At 74.0% G+C, this 24,793-nt stretch carries 16 protein-coding genes and 1 pseudogene; 7 read left to right on the top strand and 10 right to left on the bottom strand.

From position 1 onward, the window contains the following. Positions 1–815, bottom strand: a pseudogene (locus ACZ6QO_RS22865) (hypothetical protein); the annotation flags it as partial. Between the two features lie 1,016 nt (positions 816–1,831). On the opposite strand from ACZ6QO_RS22865, the gene ACZ6QO_RS22860 reads away from it, so the two are divergent. Beyond that, positions 1,832–2,905: a TauD/TfdA family dioxygenase gene (locus ACZ6QO_RS22860; RefSeq protein ID WP_465853604.1), complete on the top strand. Its 1,074-nt coding sequence runs from the start codon at positions 1,832–1,834 to the stop codon at positions 2,903–2,905. Between the two features lie 66 nt (positions 2,906–2,971). Here ACZ6QO_RS22860 and ACZ6QO_RS22855 read toward each other — a convergent pair whose 3' ends face one another. Continuing rightward, on the bottom strand, positions 2,972–4,918 hold the full coding sequence (locus ACZ6QO_RS22855) for a hypothetical protein (protein ID WP_465853603.1): 1,947 nt from the start codon (positions 4,916–4,918) through the stop codon (positions 2,972–2,974). A gap of 248 nt (positions 4,919–5,166) precedes the next feature. Here ACZ6QO_RS22855 and ACZ6QO_RS22850 point away from each other — a divergent pair, with 248 nt between their 5' ends. The 4 genes from ACZ6QO_RS22850 to ACZ6QO_RS22835 all read left to right on the top strand — a co-directional run bounded on the left by ACZ6QO_RS22850 (position 5,167) and on the right by ACZ6QO_RS22835 (position 14,176). Further along, complete coding sequence (locus ACZ6QO_RS22850; RefSeq protein ID WP_465853602.1) at positions 5,167–8,364, top strand: ATP-binding protein; 3,198 nt, start codon at positions 5,167–5,169, stop codon at positions 8,362–8,364. Positions 8,365–8,627: 263 nt separating this feature from the next. Then, on the top strand, positions 8,628–11,681 hold the full coding sequence (locus ACZ6QO_RS22845; protein ID WP_465853601.1) for a glycoside hydrolase family 2 TIM barrel-domain containing protein: 3,054 nt from the start codon (positions 8,628–8,630) through the stop codon (positions 11,679–11,681). Between the two features lie 120 nt (positions 11,682–11,801). After that, positions 11,802–13,568 carry a thiamine pyrophosphate-dependent enzyme gene (locus tag ACZ6QO_RS22840; RefSeq protein WP_465853600.1) on the top strand — a complete coding sequence of 589 codons (1,767 nt, stop codon included), beginning with the start codon at positions 11,802–11,804 and terminating at the stop codon, positions 13,566–13,568. A gap of 401 nt (positions 13,569–13,969) precedes the next feature. After that, positions 13,970–14,176 (top strand): cold-shock protein, encoded by a 207-nt coding sequence (locus tag ACZ6QO_RS22835; RefSeq protein WP_380838312.1) that lies wholly within the window; start codon positions 13,970–13,972, stop codon positions 14,174–14,176. Between the two features lie 112 nt (positions 14,177–14,288). Here ACZ6QO_RS22835 and pcaDC read toward each other — a convergent pair whose 3' ends face one another. The 7 genes from pcaDC to ACZ6QO_RS22800 all read right to left on the bottom strand — a co-directional run bounded on the left by pcaDC (position 14,289) and on the right by ACZ6QO_RS22800 (position 21,567). Next, the gene (gene pcaDC / locus ACZ6QO_RS22830) at positions 14,289–15,542 is read right to left on the bottom strand and encodes a bifunctional 3-oxoadipate enol-lactonase/4-carboxymuconolactone decarboxylase PcaDC (RefSeq protein WP_465853599.1); all 1,254 of its coding nucleotides are present in this window, start codon (positions 15,540–15,542) and stop codon (positions 14,289–14,291) included. A gap of 147 nt (positions 15,543–15,689) precedes the next feature. After that, positions 15,690–17,174: a lyase family protein gene (locus ACZ6QO_RS22825; protein ID WP_465853598.1), complete on the bottom strand. Its 1,485-nt coding sequence runs from the start codon at positions 17,172–17,174 to the stop codon at positions 15,690–15,692. 120 nt (positions 17,175–17,294) lie between these two features. Continuing rightward, positions 17,295–17,870, bottom strand: a complete 576-nt coding sequence (gene pcaG / locus ACZ6QO_RS22820; protein ID WP_465853597.1) for a protocatechuate 3,4-dioxygenase subunit alpha — start codon at positions 17,868–17,870, stop codon at positions 17,295–17,297. After that, entirely contained in the window at positions 17,867–18,700 is an 834-nt protein-coding gene (pcaH, locus tag ACZ6QO_RS22815; RefSeq protein WP_465853596.1) for a protocatechuate 3,4-dioxygenase subunit beta, read from the bottom strand. The genes pcaG and pcaH overlap by 4 nt, the downstream gene beginning before the upstream one ends. 9 nt (positions 18,701–18,709) lie before the next feature. Next, on the bottom strand, positions 18,710–19,891 hold the full coding sequence (locus ACZ6QO_RS22810) for a thiolase family protein (protein ID WP_465853595.1): 1,182 nt from the start codon (positions 19,889–19,891) through the stop codon (positions 18,710–18,712). A 90-nt stretch (positions 19,892–19,981) separates the two neighbouring features. Continuing rightward, entirely contained in the window at positions 19,982–20,731 is a 750-nt protein-coding gene (locus ACZ6QO_RS22805) for a CoA-transferase subunit beta (RefSeq protein WP_465853594.1), read from the bottom strand. Continuing rightward, positions 20,728–21,567, bottom strand: coding sequence for a CoA transferase subunit A (locus ACZ6QO_RS22800; RefSeq protein ID WP_465853593.1), 840 nt, complete (start codon positions 21,565–21,567; stop codon positions 20,728–20,730). The genes ACZ6QO_RS22805 and ACZ6QO_RS22800 overlap by 4 nt, the downstream gene beginning before the upstream one ends. A gap of 248 nt (positions 21,568–21,815) precedes the next feature. Here ACZ6QO_RS22800 and ACZ6QO_RS22795 point away from each other — a divergent pair, with 248 nt between their 5' ends. Continuing rightward, complete coding sequence (locus ACZ6QO_RS22795) at positions 21,816–22,277, top strand: hypothetical protein (RefSeq protein WP_465853592.1); 462 nt, start codon at positions 21,816–21,818, stop codon at positions 22,275–22,277. A gap of 42 nt (positions 22,278–22,319) precedes the next feature. Next, complete coding sequence (locus tag ACZ6QO_RS22790; protein WP_465853591.1) at positions 22,320–23,135, top strand: formylglycine-generating enzyme family protein; 816 nt, start codon at positions 22,320–22,322, stop codon at positions 23,133–23,135. 50 nt (positions 23,136–23,185) lie between these two features. Here ACZ6QO_RS22790 and ACZ6QO_RS22785 read toward each other — a convergent pair whose 3' ends face one another. Continuing rightward, the gene (locus ACZ6QO_RS22785; protein ID WP_465853590.1) at positions 23,186–24,745 is read right to left on the bottom strand and encodes an RNA polymerase sigma factor; all 1,560 of its coding nucleotides are present in this window, start codon (positions 24,743–24,745) and stop codon (positions 23,186–23,188) included. Positions 24,746–24,793: the final 48 nt, after the last annotated feature.

Genomic DNA, 24,793 nt, shown 5'->3' with positions numbered 1-24,793 from the left:
GCCGAGGGGGTCCCAAGAAAGGAGCGCCGCCGCGCCCGGGGGGCAAGCAACGGAAAGGCGGTGGGAGCTGGGGGGGGGGCAGAAAAGACAGTCTTGGCGGGGGGGGCCCCCCCCCCGCCGGGCGCCGGGGACCGCCGCCGCGCGGCGCCGGCGGTGGCGTCACCGGTGGAGTCCCACATGGCGGCGGGCGGCGAGGAGAAGACGGCGGTGGCGTTGCCGTCGGTCGCCGACATGCCGCCGTCCTCGGTCCTGGTCACCTTCAGCCCCGAGGAGCTGATCGGGTAGTCGATCCGCTGGAGCGCGGGGTTCTTCGCGGCCTGCGGGGTCTTGACCACCAGGACCTGGCGGAAGCCCTCGGGTGTCGCGGTCATCCTGAGGTCGACGTCCGGCAGCACGTCGCGGTAGGTGGCGTTCGGCCCGTCCAGCACGGGCTCCGGCAGGGTTCCCGGCCATCCCAGGGCGAGGGTGCGGCCGTCGCGGGTCATCTCGACGAGGTGGGCGCTGTCGCCGCCCCCGGAGAAGGCCATGCGCACGGCCGCCGCCACGGGGGCCACGCTTCCGTCGGCCTGCCGCCGGAGCGTGGCGTCGGGGGCGACCCACGCGCCGTCCGCGGCCTTGACCCGGACGGGCGCGGTCGACTGTTCCAGGCGGAACGTTCCGCCGTCGGGGTTGGCGTAGGTGGTGGTGAACTCCGTACGGGCCTCGGTCACCTCGGCTCGCTCGCCGGTCCTGGCCGCTTCCGCCGATGCCCGCTGCCATACGCTCGGCCGGTCGCCAGGGGGTTTCGGTTCGGCGCCGTCCGACGCCAACGCCATCGTGGGCGCTCCCGCCTGCAGTAGCGCCCCCACCACCACCACCACCACTGCGGCAAGCGCGCGCCGGCCTCGCGGCCAGGAACACCTCAGCATCCGTTATCTCTCTTCGAGGAGGAGAATCAGCAAGATCGCGGACATCGTGACCTTGATCACAAGTTCGTGTCAATGAGGCATTTTTTACAGTTTTTTACAGCGCCTGTAGCTGCGATGACATGATCCGGAAGCCCTTCGAGCCCCAGGTCGGAGCGGGAAGCGGAGTCGGTCGGCGGGATATCGGGCGGCACCATATGTGATGGTGTCCCATTGATGTCGATATAGCACCATAAGTCGCTATCGGTTAAGCGCGGGTCAGGACACCACCGCCCCTGAGCGCCGGGTCCGCCGCCGGGCGGGCGGTTGCGGCGGCGGGCCGGACGGAGTTGCAAGCGCCGTGGCGCGCACCATGGTGACCGTGGCGGGCGCCGTGGCGAGTGCTGGCGGCAAGGGCGCGCCGGTCTCGCGGCCGGAAACGCCTCGGCATCCGTTATCTCTCTTCGAGGATGACAATCGGCAAGATCGCGCAGATGCTGACCAATCGGCAAGATCTCGTACATCTTGGCCTTCATCGTAACTTCGTGGCACTGAGTCACTTTTTTCGGTTTTTTGCACTCTGAGTAGTCGCGATGAAATGATCCATGGGCGCTTGGAGTGCCAGGTCGACGCGGGAACAGGCCCGGTCGGTGGGTTATAGGTTGGTCATATACAGTGATGTCCCTTTGATATCGCTATAGCACCGTAAGTCGTTTTAGATGTCTGGATTCCGCTTATTCGATCCGGTCCTCACCGCGCGCGCCGATGGAACGCGATGGAACGCCTATCTGACTAGGGCGGCCGACGGACATTTCAGTCGGGAGTGAACGGCGTAACGGTCATCGCCCGTACGACCGGGCGGGGACTTTTCCCCGGCGCGTCACGGGGTCGGCGCATGGAGGAGAGACGGAAACGCCACACGGCATCAGGACTTATGGAGGGCACCCATGAGCATTGACACCACCACTCGGGCCACGTCCGGCCGGGGTGTGCCGGCCCACGGACCGCGGTGCCACCCGCTCCGGCTCACCGACCTGGACCCCGTCACCGTCGACATCACGGCGGGCCTGTCGGTGCTCGTCCGCCCGAGCGTCCCCGGCGTGGACCTGGCGCGCTGGCTCAAGGACAACCGCGAACGGGTGGAGAGGCTGCTGGGAGAGCACGGCGCGATCCGCTTCCAGCGGTTCGACGTCACGACCTTGGCCGAATTCGAGGCCGTCTCCGGCGCCCTGTCCCCGCATCCCGGCCGAGCGGACGAATCGGCTTGGCACGAGGGGGACGGCCGCGACGGCGGCGTCTGTGTCTCCATGAGATACCGGCCGGGCCGGATCGTCCCGCAGCACAACGAGATGGCCTATCGCTCGCGGTGGCCGATGAAACTGTGGTTCTACTGCCAGTACGCGGCGGCCGCGGGCGGTGAGACGTCGCTCGCCGACGGCCGCCGGGTCCTGCGCCGCATCCCTCCCGCCCTGCGGTCACGGTTCGCCGAGCGGGGCGTGCGGTACGTGCGCAACTACGGCGGGTCGAACGTGTCGTGGCAGCAGGCCTTCGACACCGAACGGCGCGAGGAGGTCGAACGCGCCTGCCGCGACGCCGGGATCTCCTATGAGTGGTTCACCGGCGGGCGGCTGCGCACCTGGCAGGTCCGCAAGGCGGTGGTGGCCCACCCGGTGACCGGCGAGGCCGTCTGGTTCAACCAGGTCCACCTGTTCCACCGGTCGAGCCTCGCCGCCGAGGTCCGCGCGGCGGCCGCGGGCACGCAGGATCTGCCCCGCGACGCGCTCTACGGCGACGGCACGCCGATCGAGGAGTCCGCGCTGGAGGAGATCAGGCGGGCGTTCGCCGCCGAGTCCGTGGCCGAGCGCTGGAGCGCAGGCGAGGTCCTGCTGATCGACAACATGCTGATCTCCCACGGCCGCCGCCCGTACGAGAGGCCGCGGAAGGTGGTCGTGGCCATGACCGATCCGAGTCCCGTCCCCGCGCTCCCGGCGTACGGAGACGAGCGGGAGGAGGGCGAGTGAACACGTCGTCGCAGGCGGCCGGGCCCGGCGCGCCGGAGGGTGCGGGCGCGGGGCCGGGCCGGGCGGTCATCCGGGTTTGTAGGAACACAGATGGCCGGTGTGGACGGTGGCGCGGAGTTCGCCGCCGAGCACGGGGTCGGCCTCGGTGATGCGGTTGAGCGCGCGGCGGATCGCCTTGCCGACGGCGACGCGGGCGCGTTCCTCGTCGCCGGCGAACCCGCGGGCACGGCCGCCCAGGCCGGTGGCGGAGGTCAGCTCGGCGATCAGCCAGTCACGTTCGGCGCGCACGGCGGCGGCGCGCTCGTGGTCGTTCATCGCCTCGTGCTCCTCGATCTCCTCCTCCAGGCGGGACAGCCGCCGCTTGTAGGCGCGCCTGGCGGTCTCGTCCAGGACGGGCTGGACCGGCGACCGGGACGTCTCGGCGTCCCGGGGCCGCGGGCCCGCGGCCAGGTCGGCGGCGGAGACCTCATAGCCGGGGTTGGCGAGCAGCACGGCCAGATGCCCCATGCCGACGCTGTGGTCGACGACCACGGTCCGGCCGCCCAGCTCGACCACCCACTGCGCGCCGCGCCGCCGGCATCCGGCGGCCGGCGCGCGCCGCCCGGCGGCCGGACGGGCGGCCGGGCCGCCTTCCGGGCCGCCCGGCACGGTCATGCCGAGGGCCGCCGCCTCCTGGGCGGCGAAGGCGAGCTCGCGGCGGGCCGCCTCGTCCCTGGGGCCGTCGCGCAGCGCCAGGGCCTGGCCGAGGCGCGCCTGGGAGAGCACGACGGCCGGCCGGTGCCCGAGCGCCAGGTTGCTTCGGACGGCCGCGCGGAAATGCTCCACGGCCCGGTCCAGGTCGCCGGTGGTGAGCGAGGCGACCCCCAGGCAGTGCCGCACCGACCCCAGGCAGGCGACGCCCAGGCTCGTGACCGCCGGCAGGTGCGCGAACGGCGCGAGAAGGGTGTACGCCTGTGCGGAGGTCTCGGCGTCGCCGAGGAGGTGCGCCGCCTCCACCACCCCGAACATGGTCATCAGCCAGCTGCTCGAACGGTGCAGGCGGGCCAGGTCCCCGTTGTGCAGGCGTGCCAGCATGGCGGCCGCCAGGTGCCGGTCGCCCGCCGAGGCCGCCGCCACGGCGAGGCCCGAGAACACGGAGTTGTCCACCGCGCTGAGGTGCGGCGAGCCGACGATCTCCGACAGCACGGAGACCAGCTCGGCGATCCGGCCCTGGTACCAGCGGATCACGCACAGCTGGGCCCGGTGCCAGCCGACCGCGTCGGGGTCGCCGGCGGCCGCGCCGCGGACGGCGGACGCGGCGGCGAGAGTCTCGGCCTCGGCGAGCCGCCCGTCGCGGATGACCAGCATCACCTCGATCGAGCTGATGACGAACGAGACCGCCAGGTGGTCGCGGCGGGCGAGCAGGGCCCGCAGTTCACCCAGGCGCCGATCGACGTGCGGGTCACCATGCGCGAAGGCGTCGATCGTCTGCCGCAACAGGCCCATCAGCATGTCCCTGTGCCGGCCGCTGACCGAGGCGACCTCGATCAGCTCCTGGGTCAGGCGGCGCCGCAGCTCCCCATGTCCGGGGCCGAGCAGGCAGTGGTGGGCCAGGTTCAGCGCCTCCGCGAGCGCCACCGGGTCGCCCGCCCGCCTGGCCTCCGCGACCACGGCGAGGATCGCGGCGTGCCCGCCGTTGCGGTAGTCCTCCTCGCCGGTGAGCCTGGCCCGCAGCCGTAGCGCGGACGAGGACGCCGGGTCGGCCAGCGACAGCGCGTGGCGCTGCCGCACCCGCACCATGGCCGCGTCGGCGGCCGTGCGGTGCTGGTGCACCCACAGACCGCCGAGGCCGAGCGCGGCGCGGGCCATCGCGTCGACGTCGCCCCGGCGCTGCGCCGCGCGGTAGGCGGCGTCGAACCATCGGCGGCCGGCCCGCAGATCGCCCTCGTCGTACAGCGAGCGTTCCCCGGCCAGCAACGATGACTCCGGGTCGTCCCCCGCGGTCCGGACCATCTCCACCTGTGCCCCGCTCACAGCCCTCCTCCGTGGCGTCGTCGGTCGTTCCAGTTCCCCCGAGGGGGCGTGTGGCACGTCGGCATGAGAGCCTGGCCGGTGCGCCTTGCAAGGCGCTTGAAACCTCTAGTAGGCGATCAGTGCCGGTCATCGTCCCCATCGCGCGGGGCGGGGGCCGTGTCCGAATGCGTGGCCGTATATCCGCTTGTTCCGGCGGCGTTAACCGCCTATGCATGGACATAAATGGTACGCCCGCCCAAGGGGGGCCAATGGAGTTCCGCGTCCTGGGACAGCTCGAGGTCTCCGAGGAGGGCCGGCCGCTGCGACTCGGTTCCCGGAAACAGCGAACGGTCCTCGCGGTGCTCCTCACCCGCGTCGGTCAGGTGGTCTCGCTCGACCGCGTCATCGAGGAGGTCTGGGAGTGCTCCCCGCCTCCCACCGCGACCGGGACCGTGCAGGCGTACGTGTCGAACCTGCGCACCATCGTCGAGCCGTCCAGGGGCCCGCGCGAGCCTCCCCGCGTCATCGTCACCCGGCCGCCCGGGTACATGCTGGCCGCCGGCCGCGACCAGGTCGACGCGCTCGTCTTCGAAGACGCCGTCAAGCGGGGCAGGCTGCTGCTCGCCACGGGGCGGGCCGTGGACGCCCGGGCCGTCCTGTCGGACGCGCTCGGCCTGTGGCGGGGGACGCCGTACGAGGACCTGGCCGAGTACGCGTTCGCCCGGCAGGAGGCCGAACGGCTGGGCGACCTGCGGCTGATCGCGATGGAGACGCACGCCGAGAGCCTGCTCGCGCTCGGACTGCACCACGAGGTGCTCGACGCGCTGGAGGCGCTGACGGCCGACCATCCGCTGCGGGAGAGCCTGGTGGCGCTGCACATGCTCGCCCTGTACCGGGCCGGACGCCAGTCGGAGGCCCTGGACGCCTTCCACAGGGTGCGCCTGACGCTGGCCGACCGGTTCGGCGTCGACCCGTGCCCGGCGCTGCGCCGGCGGTTCGACGAGATCCTGCGCCAGTCCCCTTCCCTGGACCACGCGCCGCCCGTGCCGGCGCCGGTGAACCCGCCGCGACGAGCCCCTTCCCCGGCGGCGCCGGGCGAGCCGCTCATCGGCCGCGGCCCGGAGCTGGCCCTCGCCGAGGCCGACCTGCGGGCCGCGCTCGACGGAGAGGGACGCACGATCCTGCTGGTCGGCGAGCCGGGGATCGGCAAGACCCGGCTGGCCGAGGCGGTCGCCGCGCGCGCGGAGGCGCACGGAGCCCTCGTCGTGTGGAGCCGTGCGGTGGAGGACGCGGCGACGCCGCCGTACTGGCTGGGGGTGCAGCTGCTCAGGCGGCTCGCCGAGGAGCGGCCCGAGGCGTTCGCCGAGGCGGCGCGCCCGCACGCGCCGCTGCTCGCCCCGCTCGTCCCCACACTGGTGGAGGCCCCCGGGCCGGCCTACCCCGACCTGCGGCGCGTGGACTCCGAGCTCATCCGCGTCCCCGTCTACGACGCCATCGCCCGCGTCGTCGCCGAACTGGCCAAGCGGCGGCCGCTCACGCTGGTGTTCGAGGACCTGCACTGGGCGGACCCGCCCTCGGCGCAGCTCACCGCCTACCTCGCCGCCGAGCTGCGGCGCTCGCCGGTCCTGCTCGTCGCCACGCTGCGCGACGACGAGCACGCCCCCGCGGTCGGCGGCCTGCTGGCGTCCCTGGTCAGGGAACGCCGCACGCGCAGGCTGCAGCTCGGCCCGCTGGACATCGACGACGTCACCGCGCTGGTGGGGAACCACACCGCGAGCGCCGTCTCCGCCGAACTGCTCGCCGTCCTGCACGAGCGCACCGGAGGCAACCCGTTCTTCGTCACCGAGCTCGTCCGCCTGCTGGACGGCGAACCCGCCCTCAGCGACCAGGACGTCCGCCTCCGGCTGGAGCGCGAGGTACCGGCGGGGGTGCGGGACGTGATCCGCCGCCGCTGGCGCCGGCTGCCCGGCGACGCCCGGGAGATGCTCGCGGCCGCGGCCGTCGCCGGGCAGGAGTTCGGCATGGCGCCGCTGCGCGCCGTCACAGGGCTGGACGAGGACCGTCTGCTGGAGAGCCTGGAGACCGCCGTCGCCGACGGGCTGCTCGTGGAGGACCCCGCCGCGGTCGGCCGCTACCGGTTCGCCCATCCCCTGGTCAGGGAGACCGTGTACGGCGGGCTCGGCAAGGTGCGGCGGGCGCGGGTGCACGAGAAGATCGGGCTCGCGTTGCTGCGGGCCGGCGCGGACGTCGACGAGGTCGCCCACCACCTGTGGGAGGCGTGGCCGGTGGCGGGCCCGGCGGTCGCGCTCCCGCACGTGTGGGCCGCGGCGAGACGGGCGCAGAGCACCCTCGCCCACGAGCACGCCGAGACGCTGCTGCGGCGCGCCGTCGAACTGGCGCGGGCCCTGCCCGGGGAGCAGGAACGCGTCGACCAGGAGCTGCGCATCCAGGTACGGCTCGGCGCGCTGCTCGCCCGCAGGCACGGGTACGCCGGCGCGCACGCCCGCGCGGCGTTCCTGCGCGCCCGCGACCTGATCGCCCGCAGCGCGCTGCCGAGCGCCCAATGGGTGCCCGCGGCGTGGGGGCTGTGCGTGGCGGCGACCAACGGCGGCCGGCTGGAGGAGGCCGAACGCGTCGCGCTGGACCTCGCCGAGCACACCGAGGACACGCTGGCCGGACTCGCCGCCGTCCACGGCCGCGGCATGATCGCCTTCTTCCGGGGCGACCAGCACCTGGCGAGCAAGCTGCTGGCGTCGAGCGTCGACCTCGCCGGCCGCGCGGGTGAGGTGGCGGCCGCGTTGCGGTTCAACGATCCGCGGGTCCACGGCAGGTCCATCGCCGCGCTGTCCGCCGCGTTGCGGGGGGACGACGGCGAGGCCGACCGCCTGGACCGGGAGGCGCGGGAGCACGCGGCCACGCTGGACGGCCCGGTGCCCGAGAGCCTGGCCCTCATCTTCGCCGCGCGGCTCGCGTGGTTGCGCCAGGACGCGCGCCTGACCTGGCGGCACGCCACCGCGGCCCTCGACCGGGTGAGCAGGTACTCCATCACCCCGATCAGCGTGATGGGCTCGATCCTGGCCGGCTGGGCCGAGGCGGAGCTCGGAGACGGCGCGGGCATCGCCCGGCTCAGAGACGGCATCGCCGACCTGACCCGCACCGGCACGCTGCTCAACCTGCCCTGCTTCCTCGGCATGCTGGCCGCGCAGGAGCTCCGGTGCGGCAGGCCGCTGGAGGCGCTGGCACGGCTCGACGAGGCCGAGGAGATCGCCGTCCGGACCGGAGAGCGCGCCTTCCAGGCCAAGAACCTGCACCTGCGGGGGCTGGCGCTCCTCGCGTCCGGCGCCCGCGCGGAGGAGGCGTCGCTGCCGCTGCGGCAGGCGATGGTCGTGGCCGGCGCCCAGGGGGCGGCGCTCCTGCTCCGCCAGGCGGAGGCGACCCTCGCCGGCCTCCAGCCCCAGCCCGGCTGACTCCCAGCCTGGTTGACTCCCAGCCGGGGTGATCCCCGCCGGGTTTCTGCCGCAGTTTGGCTGACCCCGCCGGCCTCCTGCCCCCGTCCGGCACCCCGCAGTCCGGCTGACCCCCGCCCGGCCGTTCGAGGTGACCGGCGGCGGGCGCGGGCCGGTCGTCGCGCCGGCGGACGACGGCCGTTAGCGTCATCCCGTACCGGTTCATCCCCCTCGGCGACCGAGACCCCAGCCCAAGCCGACGACCGACGACCAGAGGACAAACAGTGCCGCGCGATCTGCCCGACCTGATCTCCGATGATCTGTCACCGGAGGGTTCGCCCCCCTACATCACCTGGACCGGCCCGCCGGTCGGCACGCGTGCCCCCAGGGCGGCGCTCCCCGCCGGCCCGGGGCCGCGCGTCGCCCTCGACGGGCCCTGGCGGTTCCACTGGGCCGACCGGCCCGCCGGGGCGCCGTCCGGCTTCGCCGAGCCGGAGTTCGACGACGGCGGCTGGGACGAGCTGCCGGTGCCCGCGCACTGGCAGCTCCACGGCCACGGCCGCCCCTGGTACACCAACGTCCAGTACCCCTTCCCCGTCGACCCGCCGCACGTGCCCGGCGACAACCCCACCGGTTCCTACCGGCGGCGTTTCCAGGTCGGCGCCGGCTGGCTCGACGCCGTGGCCGCCGGCGGGCGCGTGGTGCTGCGCTTCGAGGGCGTCGACTCCACGGCCGCGGTGTGGCTGAACGGCCGGCCGCTCGGGCTGGTCGTCGGGTCCAGGCTGCCCGCGGAGTTCGACGTCACCGCCCACGTCGCGGCGGGGGACAACGTCCTGGCGGTGCGGGTGCACCAGTGGTCGGCGGCCTCCTACGCCGAAGACCAGGACATGTGGTGGCTGTCGGGCCTGTACCGCCCGGTCGTCCTGGAACTGCTGCCCGCCGGGGCGCCGTCCGACGTCGTCGTGCACGCCGACTACGAGCCGGCCACCGGCCACGGCGTGCTCCGGGTGGAGTCCGACGCGCCCGCCACGGTGGAGGTGGCCCAGCTCGGCCTGTCCGGCCGCACCGGCGTCGACCTGGCGGCCGGCCCCGTCGAGCCGTGGAGCGCCGAGTCGCCCCGGCTGTACGAGGCCGTGGTCGCCACCGCCGCGGGCACGGTCACCGTCCCCGTGGGCTTCCGCCGCGTGACCATCGACGGCGGCGCGTTCCTGGTGAACGGCCGCAGGACGCTGCTGCGCGGGGTGAACCGGCACGAGTTCCACCCCCGGCGCGGGCGCGCCCTCACCGCCCAGGACATGCTCGACGACGTGCTGACGCTCAAACGGCACAACGTCAACGCCGTGCGCACCTCCCACTACCCGCCGCACCCGCACTTCCTGGAGCTGTGCGACCGGTACGGCCTGTACGTGATCGACGAGTGCGACCTTGAGACCCACGGCTTCGAGTCCGGCGGGTGGCAGGGCAACCCGTCAGACGAGCCCATGTGGCGCGAGGCGCTGGTCGACCGCATGCGCCGCATGGTGGCCCGCGACCGCAACCACCCGAGCGTCGTCATGTGGTCGCTCGGCAACGAGGCCGGCACGGGCGCCAACCTGGCGGCGATGTACGCCTTCGCCAAGCGGGCGGACCCGGGCAGGCCCGTGCACTACGAGGGGGACCAGCAGACCCGCTACAGCGACGTGTGGTCGCAGATGTACCCCGCGCCCGAGGCGGTCGCCGCCATCGCCGGTCGCGGCGAGCCGCCGCTGGCGGACGCCGCCCAGGACGCGGCCAGGCGCGGCAAGCCGTATCTGATGTGCGAGTACGCGCATGCCATGGGCAACGGCCCCGGCGGCCTGACCGAGTACCGCGAGCTGCTGGAGTCGAGCGACCGGTGCATGGGCGGGTTCGTGTGGGAGTACATCGACCACGGCCTGGCCGCCGCCGACGACCAGGGCAGGCCGATCTTCGCGTACGGCGGCGACTTCGGCGAGTCGCCGCACGACGGCAACTTCGTGTGCGACGGGCTGATGTTCCCCGACCGGACGCCCTCGCCCGGCATGGTGGAGTACGCCAAGATCATCGAACCGGTGCGCATGGAGGCCGCCGGCCCCGGACGGCTCAGGGTGCGCAACGTCCAGGACCACATCGGGCTCTCCCACCTGGAGTTCCTCTGGTCGGTCGAGGTGGACGGCGTCGAGGTCGGCAAGGGCGTGCTCGCCGTGCCCGACCTGTCCCCGTGGGAGAGCGCCGAGCTGGACGTGCCCGCCGACGCGGCGGCCCTCGCCGGCGCCGGGTGGTCCTTCCTCAACCTGAGCGCCCGGCTGGCCGCCGGGACGACCTGGGCCCCCGCCGGCCACCAGGTCGCCTGGGGCCAGATCCCCCTCGGCGCCCCTGACCGCGCGGGCGGCCACGATCCGGAGGGCGGCCAGGACCGGGCGGTCGGCGGCGGCCAGGAGCCGGGTTCGCGGGAGGCGGTCGCCGGGCCAGGGGCGGGCGGGACTCCGGGCGGCGCCGCGGCCGTCCGGCGGGAGGGGAGCCTGTTGCGGCTCGGCGCGGCCGTGTTCGACCTGACGCGCGGTGAGCTGTGCGAGCTGGCGGGCACACCCGTCGCCGGCCCCCGGCTGGAGCTGTGGCGCGCGCCCACCGACAACGACCGGCTCGGCCGCCGGCCGGAAGGCACGACCATCGCCGCCATCTGGGAGGCGTACGGCCTGCACCGGCTCACCCACCGGGTGATCTCCGCCGAGGAGGAGCCCGGCGGGGTGAGCTTCACGGTGCGGACCGCGGCGGCCGGGCTGCGCGACGGCGTCCTGACCAGCTACCGGTGGCGGACCGAGGGCGGCACGCTGGCCGCGTCGATCAGCGTGACCCCGCAGGGCGCCTGGGCGTTCCCGGTGGCCAGGCTCGGCTGGACCTTCGAGCTGCCGGCCGCGTTCGACTCGGTGACCTGGCTCGGCGGCGGCCCCGGCGAGGCGTACGCCGACACCCGGGCGGCCTCCAGGTTCGGCAGGTACGGCAGCGCCGTCGGCGACCTGCACACGCCGTACGCCAGGCCGCAGGAGAACGGGCAGCGGATCGACGTCGTCTGGGTGGAGGCCGCCGGTCCGGCCGGGGGGATCCGGGTGTCGGGCGAGCCGCGCTTCGCGTTCACCGCGACGCGTCACTCCCCGCAGCGCCTGGCCGGCACGGCGCACGAGGGTTCGCTGGAGCCGGAGGACGTGCTGTACCTGCACGTCGACCTCGCCCAGCGGGGCATCGGCTCGGCGTCGTGCGGCCCGGCGCTTCCCGACCGGCACGAGCTCCGGCTCGCCCCGGCGGCCTTCGAGCTGCGCCTGACCCCGTCCGCCGCCCGCTGACCCGGCGGTGCCGTGGCGGCCCGCCGGCCGCCACGGCACCGTCACGGCGAGCCGGTAAAAGGCCGATCGTGAACCCCCGGCGCGTTGTTTAGAGCCCGAGCACCGGGCATGCGGCCAGGTATGACGCAGATCGCCTCTGAAGTACTCATCGAACGGCTGATCGCCTGGGGAGTCGACACGGTCTACGGACTGCCCGGTGACGGCATCAACGGGATCATGGAAGGGCTGCGCCGCCACTCCGGCCGGATCACGTTCGTCCTGGTCCACCACGAGGAGGCGGCCGCGTTCATGGCGGCCGGCCACGCCAAGGCCACCGGCCGCATCGGGGTGTGCCTCGCGACCTCGGGGCCCGGCGGCATCCACCTGCTCAACGGCCTGTACGACGCCAAGCTGGACCACCAGCCGGTGCTGGCCATCACCGGCATGCAGGAGACCAGCGTCCTCGGCACCTCCTACCAGCAGGAGGTCCACCTGGAGCAGGTGTTCGCCGACGTCGCCGAGTACAACCTCGTCGTCGACAACCCCGCCCAGCTGCCCGGAGTGGTGGACCTCGCCATCCGCACCGCCTACGCCCGGCGGGGAGTGGCCCACCTGACCCTGCCGAACGACGTGCAGGTCGCCGCCGCGGACGCCGATCCGTACCAGCACATGGGGCCCGTCGCGCCGCCCAGCACCGCGCCGATCTACCTTCCCGCTCCGGGTACGCCGCGCGAGCAGGACCTGCGGGCCGCGGCCGAGGTGCTGAACGCCGGCGAGCGGGTGGCGATCCTGGCGGGAGCCGGCGCCCTGCACGCCCGCGGCGAGGTGCTCGCCGTCGCCGAGGCCCTCGGCGCGCCGGTGATCAAAACCCTGCCCGGCAAGGCCGTCATCCCGGACGACTCCCCGTACGCGGTCGGCGGCATCGGGCTGCTCGGGACGCGGCCCGGCGAGGACCTCGTCGAGGACTGCGACACGCTGCTGATGGCCGGCACGAACTTCCCCTACACCAAGCACCTGCCCGAACCGGGCAAGGTCCGCGTGGTGCAGATCGAGGCCGACCCCACCCGGGCGGGCGCGCGGCTGCCCACCGACGTCCCGATGATCGGCGACGCCAGGGAGGCGCTGGCCGCGCTGCTGCCGCTGCTGACCCGCAAGGACGACCGCGGCCACCTGGAGAAGTACCAGAAGGCGATGGACGCCTGGCGGAGCAGGATGGCGGATCTCGAATCGCCCGGCCGCCACCCGATCGCCCCGCAGTACCTCATGGCGTGCGTCGACCGGGCCGCCTCCGACGACGCCATCCTCACCTGCGACTCCGGCACGGTCGCCACCTGGGCGGCACGGCACTGGACGATCCGCGGCGACCGCGGCTTCTACCTGTCGGGCAACCTGGCCTCGATGGCCCCTGGGCTGCCGTACGCCATCGCCATGCAGCACGCCTACCCAGGCAGGCAGGTGATCGCGTACGTGGGCGACGGCGGGTTCGCGATGCTCATGGCCGAGTTCCTCACCGCCGCCAGGTACGGGCTGCCGATCACCGTCGTGGTCAACAACAACGGCTCGCTGGGCCAGATCCTGTGGGAGCAGATGGTGCTCGGCTACCCCGAGCACGGCGTCCGCTTCGGCTCGCCGGCCTCCGACTTCTCCGGCTGGGCGCGCTCGTGCGGCGGGTACGGCCGCAAGGTGACCGCGCCGGAGGACCTTCCCGGGGCCGTGGCCGAGGCGCTCGCCTACCAGGGGCCGGCGCTGCTCGACGTCGACGTCGACCCGAACGAGCCGCCGATGCCGGGCAAGGTCGAGTACGAGCAGGCCAAGAAGTTCGCCCAGGCGTTCCTGCGCGGCCAGCCCGGCAAGGCCGCCATCGCCACGACGTTGTTCAAGGACCGGATCTCCCATCTGGGGGGATGATCGGCGCAAGGACCGGTCCTCCCGCCTGGTGGGGGATGGTCGGTCCAAGGCCGGTTCTCCTGCCTGGGGATGATCGCCTTGATACGGCGTTCCCGTGCCCGCACGCGCCGGACGGCGGCGCGTGTGACGCGGGGCCGCCCGCGATCACGCGGTCCACGGGATCGCGGCGAGAGCGGCGCGGGCGCCGCGTGATCCGCTCCGTTGGGGGCACGGCCGCAAGGTGTGCTACGGTGGAAGCAGTTGCAGTTGTGGTACCCATGCGAACGTTTGGTGCGCCTGACAGGCATTCTGACCTTCAGGTGCATTTTTTGTTTACCGGTCATCTCCGGATGGGCTTACACGCGGCGACGACGAATCCGCACAGGGCGGATTCCGGCGACTGCTATCTGAAGGAGATCGACATGGCTGCTGGCACCGTGAAGTGGTTCAACTCGGAAAAGGGCTTCGGCTTCATCGAGCAGGACGGCGGCGGCCCCGACGTCTTCGCCCACTTCTCCAACATCGTTTCCCAGGGCGGCTACCGTGAGCTGCGCGAGGGCCAGCGAGTGGCCTTCGACGTCACCCAGGGCCAGAAGGGCCCGCAGGCCGAGAACATCGTTCCCGCCTGACACCGCGCCGCACAAGCCGGGGTCCGCGCCTTCGTGGCGCGGGCCCCGGCTTGTTTTTTCGCGCCCCGGCCCTTCGCGGGTCCGCGCCCGCAATGGCCTCGCAGTGGCATCGTCACAACGGCGGTTCTTCGGGTCCTTCTCGCTGTTCGTCGGCGAGCACGCGGGCGGCCACGGCGAAGGCGGAGTTGGCGGCCGGGACCCCGCAGTAGATGGCGGTCTGCATGAGGACCTCCCGGATCTCCTCGGGGGTCAGGCCGTTGCGCAGCGCGGCGCGCACGTGCATGGCCAGCTCGTCCAGATGACCGCGCGCCACCAGGGCCGTGAGCGTCACGCAACTGCGGGTGTACCGGCTCAGACCCGGACGGGTCCAGATCTCACCCCAGGCGTAGCGGGTGATGAAGTCCTGGAACGGCGCCGTGAAGTCCGTCGTCCGGGCGACGGCCTGGTCCACGTAGGCGTCCCCGAGCACGGCCCGCCGCACCCCCATGCCCTGCTCGTACCGCGCGTCCCCGCCGCCGGTCCGGCCGGCCGCCGGGCGAGCGGGTTCGCCGGCGGAGCGCCCAGGACCGAGGGGAACGGTGGCGGCCAGATGGGCGAGCATCGCGGCCAGGACGGGCGCCGGGCGCTCGACGCCGGCGAGGTGAGCGGCGTGCGCCACCTCGGTGAGCGAGGCTCCCCGGATGCCGTCGGCCAGCTCGCGGGCGTGGCTCGGCGGCGTCGCCGGGTCGTCCCGGCCCGCGATGACGAGCGTCGGCGCGCTCACCCGCGCCAGGTCGGCGCGCAGATCGTAGGCCGCCAGCGCGTCACAACAGGCGGCGTAGGCCTGGGGGTCGGCCGCCCGGAGGTCCTCCGTCAGCGCCAGCGCGGCCGGTTCGGCCGCGAAGCCGGGGGTGAACCAGCGCGTGGCGGCGGTCTCGGCGACCGGTGCGGTGCCCTTGGCGCGCACCAGAGCCGCGCGCTCGCGCCAGCCCTCCGGCTCACCGAACCGGGCCGACGAGCACACCATGGCCAGCGAGGTCACGCGCTCGGGATGGTGGACCGCGAGCCAGGCGCCGACGGCCCCGCCGAGGGAGACGCCGGCGTAGGCGAAGGCGTCCAGGCCGAGCGCGTCCGCGAGTTCGAGGACCAGCCGGCCGAGGTCGGCGACGGTGGTTGCTCCCGGCGCCAGGTCGGGCAGCAGGCCGGCGGGCGAGCCGCCGTGCCCGGGGAAATCCCAGCGCACGACCCGGTAGTGGTGCGCCAGCGTCGGAACCTGCGATTCCCATACGGCCAGGCTCGTGCCCACCGAAGGCCCGAGCACCAGCGGCGGGGCCGTGCCCGGCCCGTCCACGCGGTGGTTGAGCAGGCGCGGTGCGGCGGCGATCATGATGTCCTCTCGATGTGACCAGGGGTGGAGCACACCCGGGTTCTTCCCCCGAGCCCTTCCCGGCGGGCGGCCGTATCCGCTGTCACGACGCCGGAACCCTCCGGACGAGGCGAAGCGGGCGTTCTTCCCCTGCCGGGGCGTTTCTGTTCATGACGGCCGGCCGTGCCGGAGGGCCCGGTCCACGAGGGCGCCTGCGGAGCCGAGGTAGCCCGCCGGGTCGGCGAGCCGTCCCAGCTCCTCCCCGGAAAGGGCGCCCGGGGCCGCCGCCACGGCGGGCTCCGCCGCGATGGCCTTGGCCAGGGGGACGCCCTCCTCGGCGGCCCGGCGGGACGCCCGCGTCACCGCCTGCTTGGCCCGGTCGCGGCCGATCACACCGGCCAGGACGATGGTGAGGCGCTCGGCCACCACCAGCCCGGCCGTCAGGCCCAGGTTGTCCTTCATGCGGTCAGGACGCACCCGCAGGCCCTCGGCCAGCTCGGCGGCGGCCAGGGCGGCGCCGCCGGTCAGGCGCAGGGCGTCCCGCAGCGGCCGCCACTCGGCGTGCCAGGCGCCCGCGGGACGCTCGTCCTCGGCGGCGAGCGAGCCGTACAGCACGCCGGCCAGCGCGGGAACCTGCCGCGCCGCGGCGGCGATCAGCACGGCCCGCACCGGGTTGGACTTGTGCGGCATGGCGGACGACCCGCCGCCCTCGCCCTCCGCGACCTCGCCGACCTCGGTGCGCGAGAGCACCAGCACGTCGGCCGCCACCTTGCCGAGGGCTCCTGCGGCGAACGCGAGCCCTCCGGCGAGGTCGGCGACGGGGGCCCGCAACGTGTGCCAGGGGAGCGGTGGCTCTGCCAGCCCCGTCTCGGCGGCATAGGCGCACAGCAGCCGCACCCCGATGTCACCGCCATCGCCGCCCGCAGGGGGGACGTCATCCGCCGATGGAACGCCGCTCGCGGAGGCAACGCCGCTCGCGGTGGGAACGCCGCCCGCCGACGACGGGACGTCGCCCGGCGCGGGGGAGTGGCCGGTGGCGGTCTCGGCGAAGGCGTGGAAGGCGGCCAGGGTGCCCGCGGCGCCGCCGAGCTGGGCGGGCAGGGCCGCCCGGACGGCCGCCAGCCGGTCGCGCGCGCCGGCGGCCAGCGTCAGCCAGCCGGCGGCCTTGAGCCCGAACGTGGTCGGCACCGCGTGCTGCGTGAGCGTGCGACCGGCCATCGGGGTGCCGCGGTGCGCGGCGGCCAGCTCCGCGAAGGCCCGTGCCGCACGCTCCAGGTCGGCCAGCATGGGCTCCAGCGCCCGGCCGGCGACGAGCATCAGCGCGGTGTCCCAGATGTCCTGACTGGTGGCGCCGCGGTGCACGTACGGGGCCGAATCCGGATCGCGTGCGGCGACCGCGGCGGTGAGGTCGGCCACGAGCGGGATCACCGGGTTGCCGCCGGACCGGGCGCGCAACGCCAGGTCGCGCACGTCGTACCGGCCGGCGTCGGCCGCCGCCGTCACGGCGGAGGCCGCGGACGCCGGAGCGAGGCCGGTCGCGGCCTGGGCCCGGGTGAGCGCCGCCTCGGCGTCCAGCATGCCGCGGACGAACGCGGCGTCCCCGGTCGCCGCCTCCACCGCCGAGCCCGCGCCGACCGGCCCGAGCAGTCCCACGTCCGCGGGATCGCCGGGCCCCGGCCCGCCTGGGCTCGTCCCGTCAGTCCAAGGCACGGCGGCCCGTCCCGTCAGCGGAAGGCAAGGCGAGCCGTCTCGTCATCCGAGGCGTGCGGCCCGTCATCGGTCGAAGGCAAGGAACACCGTCTCCTCGTGCACGCCGTCGTGCTGCAGGCGGATGTCGAACCCATAGACCTTCTCGCGTTCGGCGACGGCGAGCAACGTGGCCCGCCGATGCGGCGGCAAGGACACGAGCAGCGGCTCGGTGTCGGGGTCGGTGAGCTCGGGCAGGTAGACGCGGGTGAAAAGGTGGTGCAGCAGACCACGGGCGAAGACGCACGCCGAGATGTACGGCACGCCGCCCGGCGGCACCGTGCGCAGCGTGTAGTGGCCGTCGGCGTCGGTCGCGACGCGCCCGAACCCGGTGAAGCCGACGCCGGTGCGGCCGATGACCGCGCCGGTGACCGGGTCGCGCCGCAGCGACCCGGGCGCGCCGGCCCGTGACCCGTCGGGGGCGGGCTGCCAGAACTCCAGCAGGGCGTCGGGGATGGGCTGACCGGCTCCGTCGTAGACCCGGCCGTGCAGGGTGAGGGCGTCGGGGTGCCCGGCCGGGGCCATGTCCTCGCCCTTGGCGAACGGCAGGGCGTACCCGTAGAAGGGGCCCACGGTCTGCGACGGGGTGGGCGGCGGGGTCATGCGGTCTCCTCGTCGATCCAGGTCGCGGAGGGGCCGGACAGGACGATGTCCCACCGGTACCCGAGCGACCACTCGGGGGTCGAAAGGTCGTGGTCGTAGCGGGCGACGAGGCGTTCGCGGGCGGCGTCGTCGGTCACCGACTGCATGATGGGGTCGAAGGGGAACAGCGGATCCCCTGGGAAGTACATCTGCGTGACCAGCCGCTGGGTGAAGGCGGTGCCGAAGACCGAGAAGTGGATGTGCGCGGGCCGCCAGGCGTTGTCGTGATTGCGCCACGGGTAGGCGCCCGGCTTGACCGTGGTGAAGGCGTACCGGCCCTCGTCGTCGGTGAGGCAGCGGCCGACGCCGGTGAAGTTCGGGTCCAGCGGCGCCGGGTGCTGGTCGCGCTGGTGGGCGTACCGCCCCGCGGCGTTGGCCTGCCAGATCTCGACGAGCTGCCCGCGCACCGGCCGGCCCGCCCCGTCGAGCACGCGCCCGGTGACGTGGATGCGCTCGCCGAGCGGCTCGCCGTGGTGCTGGCGGGTGAGGTCCCCGTCGAGGTCGGTGACGTCGGTGACGCCGAACACCGGGCCGCTCAGCTCCACCGCCTCGGGGTCGTGGACGCTGACCAGCGGCTGGCGGGGATGGCGCAGCACGGCGCTGCGGTACGGCGCGTAGTCGCGGCCCGGGTGGTCGCGGCGCGCCGCGCCGCCCTCCACGGCCTTGACGTAGTCCTGCCGCGCCCGCGCGATCTCCGCGCTGATGACCTCCTGGGTGGGCGGCGCCGCGGGGCGTCCAGGGCCGCCGGTGGGTTCACTGGTGCCGGGAGCGGGCTCGGGGGTGGTGGGCATGTGTCGTCGCTACCTTTCCAGGACCAGGGCGATGCCCTGTCCCACGCCGATGCACAGCGCCGCGAGACCGGTGCCGGAGCCGGCGGCGGCGAGCTGGTGGGCGACGGACCCGGCCAGGCGCGCTCCGGACGCGCCCAGCGGATGGCCGATGGCGATGGCGCCGCCGCGGGGGTTGACGATGGCCGGATCGAGGCCGGGCCACTCGCCCAGGCAGCCCAGCGCCTGCGCCGCGAACGCCTCGTTGAGCTCGAAGACCGAAAGCTCCTCAAGGCCCTTCCCGGCGCGGGCCAGCGCCCGCCTGACCGCCTCGATCGGGCCCAGGCCGTAGAACTGCGGCTCTATGCCGGTGACGGCGGAGGCGCGGACCCGGGCGAGAGGTTCGCGGCCGACGGCCCGCAGCCCCTCCTCGTCGCACAGCAGCAGCGCGGCCGCGCCGTCGTTGAGGGGAGAGGAGTTGCCGGCGGTGACGGTGCCGCCGTCGGGGCGGAAGGCCGGCTTGAGCCGGGCCAGGGACTCCATGGAGGTGTCGTCGCGGATCGCCTCGTCGCGGGCCGGCCCGGCGCCGTCAAGCGGGACGATCTCGCCCGCGTAGGCGCCGTCCTTCCAGGCGCGGGCCGCCTTCTCGTGGCTGGCCAGGGCGAAGGCGTCCTGGCGCTCGCGGCTGATGCCGTACTTGCCGGCGATCAGCTCGGCGCCCTCGCCGAGGGCGACCGTCCACTCGGCCGGCATGCGCGGGTTCACCATGCGCCAGCCGAGGGTCGTGGAGTACATCTCCTGGTGCCCCGCGGGGAACGCCCGCTCGGGTTTGGGCAGCACGTACGGGGCGCGCGACATGGACTCGACGCCGCCGGCCACGGCGATGGAGGCGTCCCCGGCGGCGACGGCGCGGGCGGCCTGGATGACGGCCTCCATCCCCGAGCCGCACAGCCGGTTGACCGTCGTGCCGGGGACGGTGACCGGGAGCCCGGCCAGCAGGACGGCCATGCGGGCGACGTCGCGGTTCTCCTCGCCCGCGCCGTTGGCGTTGCCGAAGAACACGTCGTCGACGCGGGCGGGGTCGAGCTCCGGGCTGCGGTCCACGAGCGCCCGCACGACGTGGGCGGCCAGGTCGTCGGGCCGGACCTTGGACAGCGCGCCGCCGTACCTGCCGAACGGGGTGCGGACGGCGTCGACGATGTACACGTCGCTCATGTGCGGCCCTTCTTCGAGGCTGGTCGCGCCCGGGCCGGCAGAGGGCCGGTTCCGGGCGTCGCGAGCACGGCGATCATCACGGTGATCATCTCAGGCGGCCTTGAGGGCGCGCAGCGTCGCGAGCTCGTCGCCGGTGGGAGGCGGGGTGGCGGCCACCTGGTCGGCGGTCTTCAGCGGCCAGCCGGTGGCGGCGCGGGCCTGCTCGACGGTGACCCCGGCGTGCAGGTCCGTCAGGATCAGCTCGGCGGTCTCAGGATCGGGGCGCAGGATGCCGAGGTCGGTGATGACGGCGACCGGGCCCCTGCCGCGCAGCCCGAGACGCCCGCGGTCGCCGCGCCCCGAGCCGTGGCCCACGGAGGTGGTGTAGTCGAGCCGCTCCACGAAGTTGCGGGTCGAGTGACGCAGCACGATCAGCACCTCGCCGCAGCTCGCCGCGATCTCCGGAGCCCCGCCGGCGCCCGGGAGGCGCCCCTCGGGACGGCCGGGGCCTCGGTCGACCACGGTGGTGTTGATGTTGGCGAACCGGTCGAGCTGTGCCGCGCCGAGGAAGCCGACGTCGATGCGCCCGGCCTGCAGCCAGTAGTTGAACATCTCGGGCACCGAGACGACCGCGTCCGCGGTCTCGGCCAGCTCACCGTCCCCGATGGACAGCGGCAGCCGGCTCGGCTTGGCGCCGAGCGCGCCGGCCTCGTAGATCAGGACCAGGTCGGGGCGGCAGGTGCGGCGGGCGAGGTTGGCGGCGGTGCTCGGCAGGCCGATGCCGACGAAACAGGTGCGCGCGCCGGCGAGGGCACGGGCCGCGTTGACGGTCATCACCTCGTCCGGCGTCCAGTCGCTCATCGGGCGGCCGCTCCTTCGCTCGGTGTTCCGTCGACGTGCGTGATGTTCTCCCGCAGCCATGCGGTGAACCTGTCGCGGTCGCGGGAGATCGGGTCCCACGCCTGGTAGAAGCCGTTGTCGCGGACCGAGTAGCCGGCCGCGTAGGAGGGGTGGGCGCCGCCGGGCGCCTCCGCGACCGCGGTGATCGCCCAGCCCGGCAGCACGATGCCGCCGGGGTGCGGCCGCAGCGTGTCGACGATCTCCTCGACGGTGACCAGCACCCGGCGGGCGGCCAGCGCGGCCTCCTTCTGCACCCCGGTCAGTCCCCAGAGCTGGACGTTGCCGTCGCGGTCGGCCTGCTGCGCGTGGATGACGGTGACGTCGGGGTTGACCGCCGCGACGGCGGCCAGCTCTTCGCCGGTGAACGGGCAGGTCACGGTGGCGACGGTGTCGGTGCGGCTCGCCAGGTCGGTGCCGCGGTACCCGCGCAGCACGGCGAAGGGCAGCCCCGAGGCGCCGGCGACGTAGCGGTTGGCCATGCCGGCGTGGCTGTGCTCGTCGACCTCCAGCGGACGCGGCCAGCCGTTCTCGACCGCGTCCCGGAACCGGTGGAGCGAGCCGACGCCGGGGTTGCCGCCCCAGGAGAAGACCAGCTTCTTGACCAGACCGGCGCCGATGAGCTGGTCGTAGATCACGTCTGGCGTCATCCGGATCAGCGTCAGGTCGGTGATGCCCTGCCGGATGACCTCGTGGGCCGCGGCGAACGGGATCAGGTGGGTGAAGCCCTCCATCGCGACCGCGTCGCCGTCGTGGATCAGCTCCGCCACCGCTTCGGGGAGCGTACGGATGTCGGCCATGTCCCTCGCCCTCGCGCCGAGGCGGGCGGAGACCCGCCGGCGCGCTGTCGGAAGTCAGATTGTGTTCGCTAGGCGAACTTTTGTTCATTATAGTGCCACCGGTGTTCATGGTGTCCACGGGGCCCGCCGGCCTTCTCGCCGTCCCCTTATGCGCCTTGAGCCGCTATGCACCTCGTGCCCCTCGGCGGCGAAAACCGTCGCGCCGGGGAATCATTGCGACGTTTATAGAGTTTTGAGATGCTTTGGTGATGGACGCCAGGCACACCCCGCGCGGCCGTGATCTGCTTCTCGCCGCCAGGACCGTCGCCGCGGCCCTCGGGCACACCGCCGCCGAGGTCACCGAACTCGCCGTCCGGCTCGGCGAGGACGGCCGCCGCGACTGGGACACCGCCGAGCTGCTGCTGGCCGCCCTCGCCGACCTCGCCCGCCGCGACCCGGGCCGCCGTGACCTGGTGGGCGCCGTCGAGGCCGGCGAGATCCTCGGCGTCTCGCGCGCCCGCGTGCACCAGCTCGCCGAGCGTCCGGACTTTCCCGCGCCCCTGTACGTCCTCGCCGCGGGCAAGCTCTGGGCCCGGGCCGACATCCTCGCCTTCGGCGCGCAATGGGAACGGCGCCCCGGACGCCCGCGCCGGCCGTCCGGCGGGGCGGGCGCCGTGCTCGAACTCCCGGCCGAGGACGAACAGGCCGGCCCCCGGCCGGACCGGCCCTGATCCGGTCGCCCGGGTGGAACGGCCGCTGAGAGGATGCCCCATATGCCCACTTCCGCCGCGTTGCCGCCCGCCCACATGGGGATGAGCGCGCGCGCCGAGCTGATCGACGTCCCGCCGGGGCGGGTGACGCTGTCGGACCGGCGGACGCGGCACAGCTGGCAGGTCGAGGTCCCGCCGTTCCTGCTCGCGGCCCACCCGGTCACCCAGGCGCTGTACGCGCGGGTCACGGGGGAGCGGCCGAGCGCCGCGCACGGCGGCGCGCTGCCCGTCGAGGGCGTGTCGTGGTGGGACGCGGTCCGGTTCTGCAACGCCCTGTCCCGGCACGAGGGGCTGACGCCGTCCTATCGCCTCGGCCCTGACGCGGAGCACGCCGGCCGTGACGCGGAGGGCATCGGCCCTGACGCGGAGCACGTGGGCCGTGACGCGCAGGACGTCGAGTGGGACGCGTCCGCCGACGGGTACCGGCTTCCCACCGAGGCCGAGTGGGAGCACGCCTGCCGTGCCGGTACGACCGGCGCGCGGTACGGGCCGCTGGACGAGATCGCCTGGCATCGCGGCAACTCGGGTGAGCGCGTTCACGAGGTCGGCGGCAGAATGCCCAACCCGTGGGGCCTGTACGACATGCTGGGCAACGTCTGGGAGTGGTGCTGGGACCTCTACGATCCCGAGGTCTACGGCACCTATCGGGTGCTGCGCGGCGGCGGCTGGTTCGATGAGAACTGGAGCTGCCGGGCCTCGGTGCGGCGCCGCAGCCACCCGACGCTCCAGATCGACGACGTGGGCTTCCGCGTCGCCCGCTCCGCCGGCTCCACCCGGCGCCGCCCCGGGCCGCCGGCGACGGGCGACGGCGTGACGTGACGGTCGTGAGCGGTGGTGAGCGGTGGTGAGCGGTCTCGTCGCGCCGCCGGTCAGGGGCAGCGTTTCTTGTAGGTGACGGTCACCGTCGCGCTGCCCGACCCCTGGGCGCCCTTGTTGACGCCCGACCAGTTGATGGTCACGTAGGTGCCCAGTTGCCTGCCGCAGTCGGCGGGGGTGCCGGGCGCGAGGCCGTGGAGCGTGACACGAAAGGCTCCGCTCCGGCCGTGGGCGAGGGTGCCGGCGGCCGGCGAGACCTCGACGTAGGCGGAACCGGCCGCGCTCCAGCGGATGGTCCCGGCCCGGGACTCGATCGCCGCGACGCCCTCACGGCCGTACCCCACGTCGACCGTGCCGCGGGCGCTGAGGAACGGCGGCGCGGGCGCGGTGGCCGTCTTGGACGGCGGGCCGCCGGAGCCGTCGTCCGCCTGGCGGGAGGACTTCTCGCCCTTGGGGGTGGGGGAGGGGTGGGAGGCGGCCGGCGGTGGCGTGACCGGCTTGGACCCGGTCTTCCCGAAATGTTCCATGGGGATGGAGGCGCCGATGGGCGGCGGCGGGGAGTCGACCAGGGGCGGCAGGGACTCGCCGGGGCTGACCACGACGGTGCCGCCCGCGGCCTCCACATCGACCGGGCCCTGGGCGCCGGTGGGCGCGAACAGCAGCGACCAGATCACCCCGGCCGAGGCCACCGACACCACCGTGACCAGCGACACCCGCCCCCAGCGGATCCGGCTCTCCGGGTCGTCCGCCTCAGGATCGGGCTCCCAGAACTCCGGCTCGGCCTTGGCGCCCTCGCGGCGTTCGGGGGTGAACCCCTCCTCCACCGACAGCGGAGCCTGCGCCGGCGGCGGATCCTCCAACGCGTCCGGCTGCACCGGGAACCCATCGGGATGCCAGCTCTCGGTACGCGTCTCGGCCGCGGTGAACGAGGCGTCCGCGCCGGAGAACAACCGCTCCGCCGGCGCCGGACCCGCCAGGATCGGCATCCGGGTCATCAACGCGGTCATCGTCACACCGGAGGTGGCCGACCCGCACTGCTTGCACGAACGGATGTGCCGGGTGATGTGCGCGCGCAACAGCCGCGTCGGCGACTCCGCCCACGACTTCACCAGCCCCGGCAGCACCGCACACCGCGGCCGCTCACCCCGGGCGTCCATGACCGCCGCCAGCCACCGCTCGGCGTTGCGCCGCCCCATGCGGGCCGCGCCCTCCACCGCGTCCACCGAGATGTCCAGCACCCGGGCCACCTCATCGGACTTCAACCCATGGCGCAGCGTCAGATCCAGGATCTCCCGCTCACGCGGCTCCAGACACGCCAGAACCTCCACACCCAGCTCCGGCGAACCACCCCGGCCCTGCCGGGCATAAGACCCCTTGTGGACCACCCCGGCAAGCCGGGCCTGACACTCGGCCCGCGCCAGCGCGTACAACCACGCCCGCAACCGCGTCGCGTCGTACAACCGATCGGTATGGGCCACCGCCCCGTACAACGCCCCCACCGTCGCCGACAGCGCGTCCTCATCATCGAGCAACGACTGACAGTAGTCGTAGAGATGATCTCCATACTCGCGGCAGAGCCGCTCCAGCGCAGCGGGGTCATCCCTCCTCGGCACCGGCGTCACTCCTCGTCCCGTGAGGCGGCGTGGACCGTCGCGAGCCGC

This window comes from Sphaerisporangium sp. NPDC049457 (genome assembly GCF_055586705.1).
This window is presented reverse-complemented; position numbering and strand designations above follow the sequence as displayed.

What these genes read in the sequence shown, in the direction of transcription:
- ACZ6QO_RS22860 (WP_465853604.1), top strand. Translation starts at nt 1,832, where the DNA reads ATGAGCATTGACACCACCACTCGGGCCACGTCCGGCCGGGGTGTGCCG.
- ACZ6QO_RS22850 (WP_465853602.1), top strand. Translation starts at nt 5,167, where the DNA reads ATGGAGTTCCGCGTCCTGGGACAGCTCGAGGTCTCCGAGGAGGGCCGG.
- ACZ6QO_RS22840 (WP_465853600.1), top strand. Translation starts at nt 11,802, where the DNA reads ATGACGCAGATCGCCTCTGAAGTACTCATCGAACGGCTGATCGCCTGG.
- ACZ6QO_RS22835 (WP_380838312.1), top strand. Translation starts at nt 13,970, where the DNA reads ATGGCTGCTGGCACCGTGAAGTGGTTCAACTCGGAAAAGGGCTTCGGC.
- pcaDC (WP_465853599.1), bottom strand. Translation starts at nt 15,542, where the DNA reads ATGATCGCCGCCGCACCGCGCCTGCTCAACCACCGCGTGGACGGGCCG.
- pcaG (WP_465853597.1), bottom strand. Translation starts at nt 17,870, where the DNA reads ATGACCCCGCCGCCCACCCCGTCGCAGACCGTGGGCCCCTTCTACGGG.
- pcaH (WP_465853596.1), bottom strand. Translation starts at nt 18,700, where the DNA reads ATGCCCACCACCCCCGAGCCCGCTCCCGGCACCAGTGAACCCACCGGC.
- ACZ6QO_RS22810 (WP_465853595.1), bottom strand. Translation starts at nt 19,891, where the DNA reads ATGAGCGACGTGTACATCGTCGACGCCGTCCGCACCCCGTTCGGCAGG.
- ACZ6QO_RS22805 (WP_465853594.1), bottom strand. Translation starts at nt 20,731, where the DNA reads ATGAGCGACTGGACGCCGGACGAGGTGATGACCGTCAACGCGGCCCGT.
- ACZ6QO_RS22800 (WP_465853593.1), bottom strand. Translation starts at nt 21,567, where the DNA reads ATGGCCGACATCCGTACGCTCCCCGAAGCGGTGGCGGAGCTGATCCAC.
- ACZ6QO_RS22795 (WP_465853592.1), top strand. Translation starts at nt 21,816, where the DNA reads ATGGACGCCAGGCACACCCCGCGCGGCCGTGATCTGCTTCTCGCCGCC.
- ACZ6QO_RS22790 (WP_465853591.1), top strand. Translation starts at nt 22,320, where the DNA reads ATGCCCACTTCCGCCGCGTTGCCGCCCGCCCACATGGGGATGAGCGCG.